The organism is Pseudomonas sp. TMW 2.1634 (genome assembly GCF_001703595.1).
GTDB classification, from domain to species: domain Bacteria; phylum Pseudomonadota; class Gammaproteobacteria; order Pseudomonadales; family Pseudomonadaceae; genus Aquipseudomonas; species Aquipseudomonas fragi.
Genome location: NZ_CP016849.1, coordinates 2281252 through 2294333, shown reverse-complemented (window position 1 = coordinate 2294333; position 13082 = coordinate 2281252). Strand labels below are relative to the sequence as shown.

The 13082-nt window shown below is 53.5% G+C and carries 13 protein-coding genes; 2 read left to right on the top strand and 11 right to left on the bottom strand.

All coding sequences use genetic code 11. The features are described from left to right. Nucleotides 1-8: 8 nt before the first annotated feature. From BFC21_RS10910 to BFC21_RS10865, 10 genes are all read right to left on the bottom strand, one after another. Nucleotides 9-347, bottom strand: coding sequence for a TIGR03745 family integrating conjugative element membrane protein (locus BFC21_RS10910; RefSeq protein ID WP_120266107.1), 339 nt, complete (start codon nt 345-347; stop codon nt 9-11). Nucleotides 348-365: 18 nt separating this feature from the next. Further along, a complete protein-coding gene (locus tag BFC21_RS10905) occupies nt 366-605 on the bottom strand; it encodes a TIGR03758 family integrating conjugative element protein (protein WP_120266106.1) in 240 nt (79 codons plus the stop codon). Further along, entirely contained in the window at nt 602-916 is a 315-nt protein-coding gene (locus BFC21_RS10900; protein ID WP_120266714.1) for an RAQPRD family integrative conjugative element protein, read from the bottom strand. Before BFC21_RS10900 ends, BFC21_RS10905 begins: the two co-directional genes overlap by 4 nt. 696 nt (nt 917-1612) lie before the next feature. Continuing rightward, nucleotides 1613-3385: an ATP-dependent endonuclease gene (locus tag BFC21_RS10895; protein ID WP_162939313.1), complete on the bottom strand. Its 1773-nt coding sequence runs from the start codon at nt 3383-3385 to the stop codon at nt 1613-1615. 168 nt (nt 3386-3553) lie between these two features. Continuing rightward, nucleotides 3554-4309, bottom strand: a complete 756-nt coding sequence (locus BFC21_RS10890; protein ID WP_120266104.1) for a TIGR03747 family integrating conjugative element membrane protein — start codon at nt 4307-4309, stop codon at nt 3554-3556. Nucleotides 4310-4314: 5 nt separating this feature from the next. Next, entirely contained in the window at nt 4315-6456 is a 2142-nt protein-coding gene (gene traD / locus BFC21_RS10885; RefSeq protein WP_120266103.1) for a type IV conjugative transfer system coupling protein TraD, read from the bottom strand. Between the two features lie 16 nt (nt 6457-6472). Further along, nucleotides 6473-6979, bottom strand: coding sequence for an integrating conjugative element protein (locus BFC21_RS10880; protein WP_120266102.1), 507 nt, complete (start codon nt 6977-6979; stop codon nt 6473-6475). Beyond that, nucleotides 6976-7533 (bottom strand): lytic transglycosylase domain-containing protein, encoded by a 558-nt coding sequence (locus BFC21_RS10875; protein ID WP_120266101.1) that lies wholly within the window; start codon nt 7531-7533, stop codon nt 6976-6978. Before BFC21_RS10875 ends, BFC21_RS10880 begins: the two co-directional genes overlap by 4 nt. Further along, complete coding sequence (locus BFC21_RS10870; RefSeq protein WP_177342605.1) at nt 7518-8228, bottom strand: TIGR03759 family integrating conjugative element protein; 711 nt, start codon at nt 8226-8228, stop codon at nt 7518-7520. Before BFC21_RS10870 ends, BFC21_RS10875 begins: the two co-directional genes overlap by 16 nt. Before the next feature lie 66 nt (nt 8229-8294). After that, nucleotides 8295-8984 carry a methyl-accepting chemotaxis protein gene (locus BFC21_RS10865; protein ID WP_120266100.1) on the bottom strand — a complete coding sequence of 230 codons (690 nt, stop codon included), beginning with the start codon at nt 8982-8984 and terminating at the stop codon, nt 8295-8297. A gap of 413 nt (nt 8985-9397) precedes the next feature. On the opposite strand from BFC21_RS10865, the gene BFC21_RS10860 reads away from it, so the two are divergent. Next, nucleotides 9398-10354, top strand: a complete 957-nt coding sequence (locus BFC21_RS10860; protein ID WP_162939312.1) for a hypothetical protein — start codon at nt 9398-9400, stop codon at nt 10352-10354. Between the two features lie 11 nt (nt 10355-10365). Further along, nucleotides 10366-12018: a lactate permease gene (locus BFC21_RS10855; protein ID WP_120266098.1), complete on the top strand. Its 1653-nt coding sequence runs from the start codon at nt 10366-10368 to the stop codon at nt 12016-12018. Nucleotides 12019-12125: 107 nt separating this feature from the next. Here BFC21_RS10855 and BFC21_RS10850 read toward each other — a convergent pair whose 3' ends face one another. Beyond that, entirely contained in the window at nt 12126-12740 is a 615-nt protein-coding gene (locus BFC21_RS10850; RefSeq protein WP_120266097.1) for a DUF3275 family protein, read from the bottom strand. Nucleotides 12741-13082 lie beyond the last annotated feature (342 nt).

Sequence of the window (13082 nt, the reverse complement as noted above, 5' to 3'; positions counted from 1 at the left end):
CGTACTCGTTAAAGGATGGCGGTGGCCTTGGTTACCAGGAAGATGGCAACCCCGAGAATCGCAACGCCTACCGCAGCAGTTGCGCCCAGATCCATCCACTTCTTCTTGCCGAGTTGAATCTCGTGGTAAGTGCCAAAGGCATGCCAGGCGACCCCGCAAAACACCACGGCGCAAATGATCAGACCAAGAAGAAGAAAGCCGTCATAGGCGTAGTTCTGCATGGTCTGAATCAGGTTCGAGCCCTCGCCACGAGAAGGCGCCTGAGCAGTTGGAAGCCCTGCCATGGCCAAACCGGGCAACGCGAATGCACCCATCGCGATACAGCGTGTTTTTGAAAATCGAAACATGGCGAAACTCCAAAGCGGTCAGCTAAGAACGAAAGCAGTGAGAATCATGCTGAGCAGCAGAATGCGGATCACAGAGGGTGCCGCGACGGACCGATCCAGATTGCCGGTGGCCCAGCCCCGGTAGCAGCTCCATAGCGCCCAGGCGCCCCACAAAAAACTGATCGCCACGGTGAAGCCAACGAACAGCAGATAACTGGCCGAAGGCGGGAACCCTCCCGCCGCCTGAAAGGCAGAGGCTTGAACGCCACTCATGCTCATGGCTTGCGTCCTTCGGTTGAGTAACTGCCCGAAAGCTCTACCGGGTCGCGAGGCTGGGCTCGACTGGGCGTAAGGTAGTTTTCCAGGCCAAGGCGGATGCGCTCGATATCTTGGGCAAGACGCGGGTAGTCGAAGTAGTAGCGTTTGGCGGGTTCATCGGTGAGCTGGGCGCTGCGCTGGGCAGTGTCTTCCAGAGCGTAGAGCTGGCGGATCATGATGGTCAGGTTGGATTGCTCGGAAGCGGAGGCGGCTGATGCGTGGGCGATCGGCAGGGTGAATCCAGCCAGTGCGATAAGACACGCAAGGGGCATGCGGTAAGTGAGTACTGTGAGACGCAGGTAATGGATCACGGCTGGGCTCTGGTGATTCGTGTTGCAATCAGCTTGCCGAGCTCAGTGGGGGGCTTGCAGCAAGAAAAGCATATTTAGGGGGGGAAGGATTTCTTTAGCGGGGGCTTGATGATGTCTAGTCTGGATGATTTGCACGCCAAATTCTTGTTGTGTGCAGATGGTCTGATGTACTGAATATTTTCAGGCGATTGGACCTGATATTGAGGTGGGTAGCGCAGAACCTGCTTCGTTGGTCTGTTGTTTATGTGTGGGGTATTAATTCTGGCCATGTTGATGATGAATTGTTAACGGCTATAGATGGGTTTCTTCGGTTTCTAATGATTCGAAATGCTAGTTGTCATTCCTCAGGGTCGGAGGTTTGTAGTACCTCATGTGTTGGTGTTTTTGGGTGTTGGGTGTTGGGTGTAATAATTTGATGCTAGTATGTTTGCGTTAAGGTGGACTAGCTAGGTGGCGTTGTTTATGGCTGCAAGAATGTTATTAATGTTTTCGTATTGCTGAGTAGGATGAGGATTGACATGCGGATTGCTATTCAGATACTTGGCGCCAGCATATTGCAGTGCGTAGATGGTTGGTTAGGATTTTAGAGTGATAGATATTGGTAAAAATAACTGCGAAAAACGCAGTTATTTTGCTCGCTGTCGGGTGGGTTGTAATTTATCGTGTAAAGTATTTATGTACTTCTTGAGCTAGCTTTTCTAGGCTTGGAGGTACGGTTTTACATTCATTCATTTGCTTTAATACATACTTGGAGAAGTCATTCTTTTTCATCCATTTGATGCGGTTGGCAATCAGTCTGCGGCATTTTATATCGTCTACAGTGTCATTTAGAAAGCTATTAAATGATTGGTCTGTATTTAACAATGCTGAATTCAATTTAACAATGTCCGGACGTGGCTCCAGCCAGCTTTTTGACTCCGCATGATCCCAAGCTTCGGCCCCGCACAGTTCTTCAATTGCAATGGATAGTTCGAAGCCAGCCTTGATCGCCATCCGCAACTCATCATCCCCGCTGATTTTGTTAAGCTTAAAGTATTTTATTTTTCCCTTTGCATCTAAAGAATCCATCCGTTGACTCAAGATATTCTCTGCTGTCGATCCAGCTTCATCACCATCCAGCAGAACTGCAGTACGACCCTTGATGTCAGTCATGACGGCGCGCGCGGTAGCATACCCCACAGCCCAGTTAGTACCAGCCCCAGATCCTGATTTTGTGACTATTTTGAATGGTAAGGTTGAGCCAAAAAGTAAAGAGTATGCTTTTTCCAAGATGACTTTGTCCGTGTCTCCCTCAACACAGAGTACACAGTGGTCAATATGTAAGGACTGACCTTCGACTTCTTTTATTTGATCAATAAGTTGACGGCGCTGGTCCAGTGCTAATTTCAGGTAAGGTTCGATAAATGGCATCAAACCCAGGCCGTCATCAAGTGTGGCAGTAGTTGTTGAGTCGGAAAATTCCGTGGCGCCATTTTGTCGAGACGCATGCAGTGCACGTGCTTTATTTTGTGATTTAGTGATACTGTAGAAAGCAGGGGAATGGGTAGTGAGAAGTACTTGAATTATATCCGAGCAGCGGTAAAATTCATTTGCCTCATCAACCTGTCTAGCCAACTCCAAATTATTCTCAGGTTCTTCATACCCGAAAATAGTTTCTGGTGAGGGCCTGCCTCTGGCGAAATTTGCTTTTCGCTGATCAGCCAGAAACCGCAAAATCACAGGAATATGCCTTCCTTGCACGCCATCACCTCGATGTTGCAAAGGTGTCGCAGCATGTTTGTCCGCTGTTTTGAAGTCAAGAATTTCGAAAAGGCTGCTTAAGTCTGTAGGCAAGGAAAATTCTGTTTTTAAGCTCAAGATTCTCAAAGCTTCAACTTCAATGCCTCGGACTTCTGTGCGTAAGCTCTTAAGGAACTGTCCTGAAGCCTTAGCTAATTTTGGCGCTATAGTTTCCGCTAAAGTATTATGTAATCGCCTTTTTAGTGTGTTGAAAAATTCCTCGCCTCGAATAGCAGGCACATACTCGTAACCTATCTGTCGTAACCAGTATTCAGTTTTGGAGCGTGCACTAAATGCTTTGTCTCCCACCATTTTCATGTGCTCATCATAAGGTGTTGAAGTTTCTTCTCTCCATACCTTGCGCCACACTACTGGATCATTATCGGTGTAGTTAGCTGGTGGTTGTATTTCGAGTTCAACCATTATCTCTTTAGCGCGGTTTGCTCTGCCAACAGCGTTCTGGCTGTAGTCATCCGCAAATACTAATTGCTTGCCTACGTCAGTTTGGTTGTTGAAAAACAGATTAAGCGCCCGTAAAACATTGCTCTTCCCGGAGTCATTCGCCCCGGAAAGGACTGTGTAATTAACAGGGAGTATCTCTACGTCAACTAAAGAGCGAAAGTTTTTTATCTTTATACGGGTAATGTACACAAATGCCTTCCAGTAGCGTGAGCTTGACCGGCAAAAATATAACAAGGCGAGAGGAATATCAATGTGATATCACGATTGCCTTGATTGGAGGGATAGTGGTTTAAAGTTCATCTTTTCAGTACGCTTGAATTTGAGGTCGTCACAGTTGACCTTGGGCATGTACAACCCTTACAAATATTTCTTGAAGCTTGAGACAGTGATATGGACTGAAACCGCTAAAAAAACTGAGCACGGCACCAAAATCAACAGCGGACTAACGCTGACCGGCAAGGCCAGATACACCGTCCAAGGTACGATCATCAGCGGAATAATCGTCCCCCGTGCCTTGTGATACAGATAGCTGGACTCCCGCCCCGAACCAAACTTGCGCAGGTCACGCCGCACCAACCCATCGACCAGCCCTGTAAACCCTGCCAGTAAAAACAGCGGGATGGTCATCGTCAAAATGACCATCCGCACGCAGAAGGTGAGCACGGTATACAGCGCGGCCAAGCCATAGTCCTGAAGCTTGATCATTACCCGGCCTGTTTCGTAGCGCAGATCCAAGTTGACGATCTGTTGTGGGGAGGTGGTGCCTGCGTAATGGGTCAGGGCATTGATGCTGTCCTGCATGCCGGTTTTCACCATCAGCCAGTCATAGACCATTTGGGCCAACCAGGTTGCCGTGCGCCCCGGCTCATTGATGACAACGCTATGGATCAAGTCCTGGGACAACCAGCTCAACTCGTATTCAAACATCTGTTGCGCATGTCGCCAGCCTGCCTCTGGCCAGAACAGATACAGGCATATCCATTCGACGACGATGGCAGCCAGCAAGGAGCCAAACATCACTCCCAGAAAGTGGAAGGGTGTTGCGAGCAGGATGCCGAGAAAGGTTTTTTGACCTTCCTGCTGTTGTTGGGCTTTTTCTGCGATGTCGGCCATCAGGTTTAAACCTTATGACCTTCATTGGCCATCTGGCGAAAGTCATCCACCAGATCTTCAGGTAATGATTCGCTCAACACTTGATAGCCAGGAGCCTGCCACCAGTCGCTACTGTCCACTGAGCCTTTGCGCATCCCTTCGGCCAGGGCCTGCAGATCCTTGGGCATGACTTCGTCCGGGTCGCTCGCCGGTAATGGCATACGAATCTTCCACAGGTTGCCGCCCTCGATCAGGGCAAAACATTGCCCCTTTGGCAGGCTCACCACATGAGCGGGCTCGATCATCGGCACGCTGACGCTCTGGATCTGGTCGTGGGTGTTGGAGGTGAAGGCGGCGTTGCCATTGATCGCATCATTGGCGCTGCTGGCGGTTGTGCTGGTGAACACCTGGACCTTGGGTAGCTGGTTGGTCAGCAGTTCGGCAGTGGCGGTTTCGCGAACACGTAACATAAAGAGGTTGTTGAAGTTGCCGATCACCTGGCCAGCCTTGGCCCGACTGCCGATTTTTGCCTCGATATCGCTCATGGTCTGGGTGTAGGCGGTAACCTGCATGCCGGCACCACCGCCCTTGTTGATCATCGGGATAAATTCGTCGCCCATCAGTTCGTTGAATTCATCTGCATGCACATTGATTGCGACCTTGCCGCTGCTGGCGCCGGGCAGGCCGTCATCGATGCCGAATTTGTAGATATGCCCGGCCACCGACACCAGGTCGCTGAACATTGAGTTGCCCACGGCGGCGGCCACTTCGGCATCCGACAGGGCATCCAGTCCCACATACACAACCGCTCGTTTACGGATGACCTGCATCCAGTCGAAGATCGGCCGTGGGTCTTCAAGGTCCATATAGTCGGGTGACAGCAGCTCTGCGATGCGGCCGGTGGTGAGTTTTTCCAGCAGTGGCAGCAAACTGGCGACGATCTTGTCGAAGTAGGTTTTGTCGTAGCGCACTGCCGAGCGCAGGCCATCCATGACCGGGTCAGAGATGCGTTTCTGGGTGAGGTACATATCCAGGGCGACCACGCGCAGCGGGCGATCTTTCATGGCGAAGCTGAGGTTTTTCCGATCTATCTTGCCCTCGACCTCGACGATGGTTTGCCAGGCCTTGGGGTCGTGCTGCGCGAAGTAGTTTTGTGCGTACTCTATAAACAAGGCATCGATATTGATCACATGCTTGAGGATCTGTTCGTAGTCCGGGCGTCGGCCTCGGGCTACCAGAGCGCGGGCAATGATGTTGACGAAGCGCCAGGCGAACTCGCGAAATGCTGCGGAGTTGCCTTCCCCAGAGAGTTGACCGGCAATCCGTGTGGCCACCTCCGAGATCCGGCCAAAACGACCCACCGCGTTATACCGTGCCGAATAGTCAGGCCAGCCCAGATGGAAAACGTAGAACTCATCGAGTCGGCCAGCGCGTTTGCATTCGATGTACATGCGCTTTAACAGGTCGGCATCGCCTTTGGGGTCGAAGACGATCACGACCTCGCGATCAAGATGCTTAGCTCGGCGTATGTCCTGAGTGATAAACAGCTCGGCAAGACGAGTCTTGCCCACCCGCGTTGTGCCCAGCACCAGAGAGTGGCCAACCCGTTCTCCCAGCGGCAAGCTGACGTCGCCTTCGTGCGGTTCTATGCCATGCAAGCGCGGCAATCCACCTACGGGAGGGAGTGGCCGGGCCGGGTTCAGCGCGATATTCCATGCTGTGACTTTGCTGAGCAACTTGAGCGGAAAAGGCGCGAACTCCAGCCGCTCTTCCAGGCGGCGTGCCGACCTGTAAATCGAAGTTGGCTCAACATACTCGGCGTATTTGGGCAGATAGGTGTCCATCAGGCGCTGGGTATGTTTTTGCGTCCAGCGAAAGCCTTTGCCGATAAACAGGCGCTCGTTGCTGACCGGAATATCCTTGCTGGTCATGGTGTAGTGGGGCAGGCGGCGGATATTGCGGCGGTAACGTAACACCACCCATGCCTGCCGCAGGCGCACAAAGCCGAGCCCTAAAAAGCCGACAGCAGAGACCACGCCGAACAATGGTGTCAGGGCGAATGCCCAAGGCGCGAACACGCACAGCAACGCCGCAGCGACACAGACAAGCACCGTGTACAGCTCGACGGCGGGTCGCAGTAGCGATTCGATGGTGTAGGTGCTGGCCATGATTTCGGTCAGCGCCTTACTGCTGGAGCGTGGTGGCGGTGATCAATAGAGGGTAGTGGCTAATGCCGAGACGTTGCGCCAGATCATCAGCCGGTGCGGGCACTATCTGCAGTGTTCCGGCCCAGCGTTTAACCTCGGCAAAGCGCTCGGCGCTGGTCACATTGATCACGATCCCTACGGCCTGCAGTTGCTGCAGTTGCTCGCGACGCTGTGAGAGCCAGGTTCTGGACAGTTCATCGTCTCCCACCAGAAATAGCGGCTGCAGGCCGGGCGCGTTGATCACTCGGCTCTTTTCTTGGCCTGGTGTCAGTTGCGTCGAGCGCACAGGAAATGCCCCGGAGCCACGAACACCAATGTTCAAAGCAGATATCGATTGGGCGGTTGGTTCAGGGTTGAGGTCCTGATAATAGGGCAGAGCAGATACGCCTCCCCTGTCCTCGACCACAATCAGCGAGCTGGCGTGTATTGCCTGCGCCAGGCTCAGGCTCGGCAGGAGTAGAAATGGATAATAGAGTCGATTCATGGAGTGATCGCCATTAGGTTGATGCCGGTGACGCGGCTGAGGTGTTTGGCAAAGGCCAGTCGATAACGAGCAGCGGGCTTGCCCCCGGCCGGGCGGTGATAGCGCCCGGCGGCGGTGATCCAATCGCCGCCTTTGGCCTTGTGCTCTGCCAGAATTTGAGCGGTGACCGACAGGTTTTTATACGGATCCAGCCCCTCGCATGGAGAGCTGTAACGGTGGCCATTGGCGCCGATATTGGTCTGGCCGAGGCCCACGTCGACCCGGTGAGGGCCTGCGGTTTGAATGGCGTGCAGTAATGCGTTGCAGGCATCACTACGGGTCGCAAAGCGATATCCGGCGCCTGCAACATTCAATGTCCAGGGCCAGGGCACGAGTTGGCCACGCAGTCGGGTACCACTTTCCTGCAGGGCAACCGAGTACAGCACCTCTGACGGCACCCCTGCCGGTAGTGCGATCAGTTGGTACGCCGGAGGTGGAATCTCTGCGCCGTAGGTGATGGGAGTGCCTAGCAGAAGGATACCGAACAGCACTACCCGAATTACTGACGTTGCCATTGGCCATTGACCTCGCGCACCACGGCTGGAAGCTCGCCGCCTAGACCCAGACCCTGCCAGCGCCCGGCATCGTGATTCAGTGTGATCGCGCGGTTCAGGACACGGGTCGGTTCGATCCTGGCCAGGATTGCCCAGCGGCGGATCTTCTCGTCATCGCCCTGGCTGCCGACGAAGTACAAGTCGAAAGGCTGATTTTGCGCCTGGAGGTTTTGAATCCGCGTGACACAGGCCATGCAGTTGTCCTGCACAAAGATGGCCAAGCGACCGTCGCTTTTAAGCGCTCGTGGGGAACTGGTCATGGGGGAGGCCGGGCTGGCTGACAGCTGGATAATCTTCTCGTCCGGGTACAACCGCTTAAAGGCCTGGTCATAGGCTTGTTGGTAGGCCAGTTCCTTCTCGACCCGCTGGCGCTCGGCTTTGACCTGCAGCTCGGCGTAACGACGACGATCCTCTGCCGACGTTGCTTCAATACCCAGGGCAGTCAGCGGATCCAGCCCGGGGGAGTAGATGCCGCGTGGGCCTTTCATTAGGGCTTGGTAACGACTCCAGTCCTCAAGGGTTAGCCCCCATTGGCTAGCCAGTTCAATCTGGCTGCTGTCACGGTTTGAACTGATTGCTTCAAGGCTTTCCTGAGAATTTGTCGTGCTTGTTGCTGCATTAACACAAGGCGGTGCGGCAGCCACCAGGCCAGCTATAGCTAACCCGAGCGCGGTTAAACGTGACGGTTTGCAGAGGATATTTGAGTCAGCCACGGCGACCTCCTATGGCTCAACAGTTAAGGTTCTCGACAGACCAGCCACTTCGAAGTGGGCCAATCGGCCATCCATTGATTTGAGCTTCCAGGCTGTGCCCGTGACCCCGTCGCCCGGCCTGATCAGGTTGATCTGGCTTAGCTGTGTCGTGCCGGATGGCGCCACGGACAGAAAGCGCTCGCCACCTCGATATTCGATACCGATTACGGTGAACGGAGGAGGTTGGGGCGCAGGAGTGGGTTTCTTGCGAATAACCGTTTTGGTTGGAGAAACAGCCGCCGGTGGCTCTGTTGTTCGTGGCTTGCTCAGTTCCTGCAGCCGGATATCGATCATCTCGATATTGGCCTTGAGCACCATCACCTGTTCCTCGGCTGCTGTTACGCGCAGGGAAAGGTCTTGGGTGGTTTCAGACGCTTGCTTGGCATACGTCTGAACGTCATCGATGCGATTGGAAAGCGCCTGTTGGCCCGAGCGGAAGTCGTCGTTGGTAACCAGGTGCTTGCCGTCAACGGCGTCCAGCCGCTCATCAACCTTGGCCAGTCGTGTTAGCAGCGCGTTCAGCGAATCCTTGTCAGCGGTGGATGCCAAGTTATTGCTCACAAGGGAGAGCTGGTGATTCTCGTAGGCCAATACACTGGCCAGGGCGATCAGGCAGAGGCTGAAGATCAATGTGGTGCGGGTGGGACGTGGAAGTTTCATGGGCGGCCTCGCGTGAGAACGAGGACATCCTGTCAATCTGGGTTGTGGGGTGCAGCAGGAAATAGGTTTTTAAAGCCTTGTGAATTAATTGGGTGAGGAGACCCTCAGCACGAACCAATCTAGAGATATCTCCCCGGCATATTGATCAAAGGCTGATGCTGTTCAGGTAGTTGATCTTTTATAACGAATCATAAATATTGACCACGAGCGCGAAACCAGTTGCCGCCAGCGGCTCTAACTGGTGTAGGAACCCCGTCGATGGCTGGCACATCAGCGCAGGGTGAGACCTCCACACCCCCGTTCGGGGGTGTGCTTATGAATTTATTCCAATTACAGATTAATGGCTCATTGACATCATTTCGGGGCGTTAGGGACAATCCAGGTCTATTTAGGTCTGACAGGGATTGCTGAACATGTTCCGAAGGATTCTCGACACGGTTTCCCAAGCGGCCGATAAGGTTGTTGGAAACGTGTCTGATGCTTATGACGCCACAAAAGGGACGGTTTCAAGTGCCGGTGGCTTGGTCGCTGATGCATTCGACGCCACCCGTAATACAGTCTCCGATGCCGCCGGCAAGGTGTCAGATGTAGTCTCGGATGCGTATGAAGCCACTCGGAACACGGTGGTTGATGCCGCCGACAAAGTCGCCGATGTTGCTGTTGATGCCTATGGGGTGACTCGTAATACGGTATCTGATGCAGCTGATAAGGTCGGTGATGTGGCTTGCGACGCTTATGGGGCCACTCGCAGTACCGTTTCGAGTGCTGCCGATGTAGTCGCTGATGTGGTTTCGGATGCCTATAGCTCGACCCGCGACATTGTCAGCAGCGGCTTTGATGGATCGCGCGATTACGTCAGTAACCTCGGTTCGTCAATGAGCACCTTTTGGGCTGCTCGAAAAAACCGTGAAAGCTCAAATGCAGGTAAGTCGGCGTCGAGTGGTGATGAGCGCGAGAAAATTCTCAGCCTTGAGCGTGAGAAACGTTTTGAGTCTGCGTTAGAGAAAGCTGCTGCACGTATCAAGGACAACGACGGCTATTTTCGCATGCTGATTGCCATGCAGGCCGTGGCTCAAGCCTGTGCTGCCTGTGATGGCGAGGTCAGCCCTGACGAGCAGGAGCAAATCGATGAATTGATTCTGGGCATGGGCGCAAAATGGCTGCCTCCTCAAGTACGTACCGCGCTGGATGCATTGATCTCCCAACCGCCAAGCCTTCAGGAAGCATTTGCCATCGCAAGTCAGGTGGGTGCTGATGCCCAGGACCTGTTCCAGGAAATCGTACGTTTTGTCATTTACCTTGATGATCAAGCAAACGATGCGGAGCAGCAGTTTTTGGCCCACTGGGTTCAGTTGCGCGCAAGCGCCTGACGGAGAGATTTATGACGGATCGAATCGGGCGTTTTAAGGCTCGTCGCCAGCTGCAGGAGCAATTGCGCGAGCAGCCGATACTCGTGGCATTGCCGAACGCAGAGCAAGTGACCCAGTTTCATCAGCCGGTCAATCAACTACGGATTGATGGGGCTTTCAGTGCATTGGTTTTTGAAGCCGATGTTCAGGTCAATGAAACCGACATCGATGCTGCGTTGCGCACGTTCAGTGAAACTTTTAGCCAGGAGCGTTTTGACCAGTTGCTCAGAGACAGCCGCCGCGATGTATTGCAGGCAGTTGCTGTGCCTTTCGGCCTTGGGAAGCTGGTTGCGATACACGACAAGATTGGCGGTAACGTCGACACCATTCATAACGCACGCCAGGACGTGTATGCCACGGCAGCAGCTCGGCAGGAGTATGTCGACAGGCCGGAGTACGAATCAAAGAAATATCATGGGGATAAGCGATATATCGCCAAGAATGCCCTGGATACCAAGGCGCAGGCTGAAGGAAATCTTAAAGATACCTACACTGGCAAGACCATGGGAAACAAACATGTTGACCCGCGAAATCTCGATCACACGATTGCAGCCAAAGAGATTCATGATGATGCCGGGCGTATCTTGGCCGGTCGCGACGGTGTGGAGATGGCAAACGATTCCTCGAATCTCAATCCGACCCAGGAGCGCTTTAACAAGTTTAAGGGGCAGCGTCGTGCCGACGACATAGTCGTCCAGCTTGAGAAAGAAAGCCCTGCGCGAAGAGTTCGAATTACGGAACTCGAGTCTAAAGCCGACTTGACGGTGAAGGAACGCAACGAGCTGGATTTGCATCGACAGAAACAGACCATTGCCGACGACCCTAAGCACTTTCTTGCGGCAGACAAGACTGCCCGAGATAAATACGAGGCCAAGCTGCGCGACGATTACTACAACGGTGGGAAATTTCGCGAAGCCGTTGTCGATACCAGTATCAAGGAAGGCGGCAAGATGGCTTTTCAACAAGCATTTGGTTTGATGCTGGTTGAATTCTTTAGCGCTACCTTCGACGAGCTACAGGATTTTTATCGAAAAGGGGCCATGCATGACAGTTGGTGGCCTGAGTTGCGCAGTCGCATGGAACGGGTCGCCACACGGGTCGGCAAGCAGTGGAAGGTAGCTCTGGCTGCTGGAGGTGCGGGCTTTGTCGCCGGGGTACTGTCAAACCTTGTCACTGTCTTTCTCAATACCCTTAAGACCACCGGAAAACGGGCTATTCGCATGTTCCGCGAAGGCTTCATGTCCTTGCTCCAAGCACTCAAGATGTTGGCCTTTCCGAGCAAGGGTATGAGCATGCGCGAAGGGGCACATGAAGCGCTGAAAGTGGTCCTTGCCGGTGCTGTAGTCATTGGTGGCGTCGCGCTTGAGGAAATCATCGAGAAGTACATCCTGGCCATTCCAGGCTTGGGTGCATTCGGCTCTATTGTCTCTGCAGTGATCATCGGCGCACTGACAGGATTGGCAAGTACCTTCGTGGTTTATTTGATTGATCGCCTGGATCCGCTGGGGGTTAATCGCAATCGCGAACTGGCGGCCTTGCATCAGCAACTGGATGGCGAGTTGGAAGAAGTTAGAGGCCGTAACGACCAGTGGCTGCTTAATCTTGAGGCGACGCTGGATTGTTGAAGTAAGTCTCCAGTAAGGCCCCTGGAGGGGGCGAGCTGTTTTTTTGCGGGGACAAAACTTAAAGGGCATGCCAACACCTAAGTGTCGTACATGCCCTGTAAGTCGGATCAATAATCCGAAGGCAGCAACATTGTTGTTGAGCTTCGATCCGCTTCCGTGATTATCCAAAGCCGGCTTTCACCTTCGGCGTTGATGTCGTAGCAGGACAACAGTCGCTCTCCTTTCTCAAGCGCCCATTGATTGCTTTCCCAGTCCTCTGAACAGATCTCGCCCCAATCTCCGACAGCATGCCGCTTGAGATATGGGATAGGGTTTAGTTCGTCGTTTTCTATCAGGCTCTGTACGGCTCGGGTGATCAGCACGTTGCCCACAGGGAATGCCATTTCAGCTGCGGTATCTGCCTCCCATGGGGTTATTTCGTGCCCTGACTCCTGTTTTGATGCCCCCTCGGCATCGTCTCCAGCAGAAGCTCCAGTGTTTTTCAGAATCATGCTGTCGAGCTTGGCGCGGACTTCGATAACCAGCCGTCCGGCCGAGGTGTAGTGGGTTTGGTGAATATCGGTGATGAGAAAGTCGCCCGAGTAATTGCCAGGCGAGTGTTGATTCAACAGGGCGTCCTTGACTACGAATTCCCCGATGGATGTGGACAGGTGACCGACATTGAAGTGACCTCGACGGCCGAGGACGCTATGGATGGCCAACAGGCCTGCAATAGTAATCATGGTGTGCTCCAGGCAGCGGCCTGCCTGATTGGCAAGGCCGTGACAGATAAGAGAAAGAGCCCGAGTGGCTCAAGTCAGAAGGGGGAGGTTTCATTCCTGAGGGAAAGGCATAAGTACGAACTTCCGTCTGAGGCCTGCTTTTGCGTCAGTCTGAGTCCGAGCCACCTGTGTTTGGGGTCAGTGCTGTGTCTGCCGCGGGGGTAGCAACCGAATAGGATTTCTTGCTGTTCGGGATGCTCATTCAGGTGTCGATATACCGTTAGCAGCAGCCTGCACAAGCGCAGAACGGTTATGTCAGCGCCGTCGTGTTCATCCCATTGAACGGCGGACTCCCATGCTTGC

Coding starts and splice junctions, on each gene's coding strand:
- BFC21_RS10910 (WP_120266107.1), bottom strand. CDS start 347: ATGTTTCGATTTTCAAAAACACGCTGTATCGCGATGGGTGCATTCGCG.
- BFC21_RS10905 (WP_120266106.1), bottom strand. CDS start 605: ATGAGCATGAGTGGCGTTCAAGCCTCTGCCTTTCAGGCGGCGGGAGGG.
- BFC21_RS10900 (WP_120266714.1), bottom strand. CDS start 916: ATGCCCCTTGCGTGTCTTATCGCACTGGCTGGATTCACCCTGCCGATC.
- BFC21_RS10890 (WP_120266104.1), bottom strand. CDS start 4,309: ATGGCCGACATCGCAGAAAAAGCCCAACAACAGCAGGAAGGTCAAAAA.
- traD (WP_120266103.1), bottom strand. CDS start 6,456: ATGGCCAGCACCTACACCATCGAATCGCTACTGCGACCCGCCGTCGAG.
- BFC21_RS10880 (WP_120266102.1), bottom strand. CDS start 6,979: ATGAATCGACTCTATTATCCATTTCTACTCCTGCCGAGCCTGAGCCTG.
- BFC21_RS10875 (WP_120266101.1), bottom strand. CDS start 7,533: ATGGCAACGTCAGTAATTCGGGTAGTGCTGTTCGGTATCCTTCTGCTA.
- BFC21_RS10865 (WP_120266100.1), bottom strand. CDS start 8,984: ATGAAACTTCCACGTCCCACCCGCACCACATTGATCTTCAGCCTCTGC.
- BFC21_RS10860 (WP_162939312.1), top strand. CDS start 9,398: ATGTTCCGAAGGATTCTCGACACGGTTTCCCAAGCGGCCGATAAGGTT.
- BFC21_RS10855 (WP_120266098.1), top strand. CDS start 10,366: ATGACGGATCGAATCGGGCGTTTTAAGGCTCGTCGCCAGCTGCAGGAG.
- BFC21_RS10850 (WP_120266097.1), bottom strand. CDS start 12,740: ATGATTACTATTGCAGGCCTGTTGGCCATCCATAGCGTCCTCGGCCGT.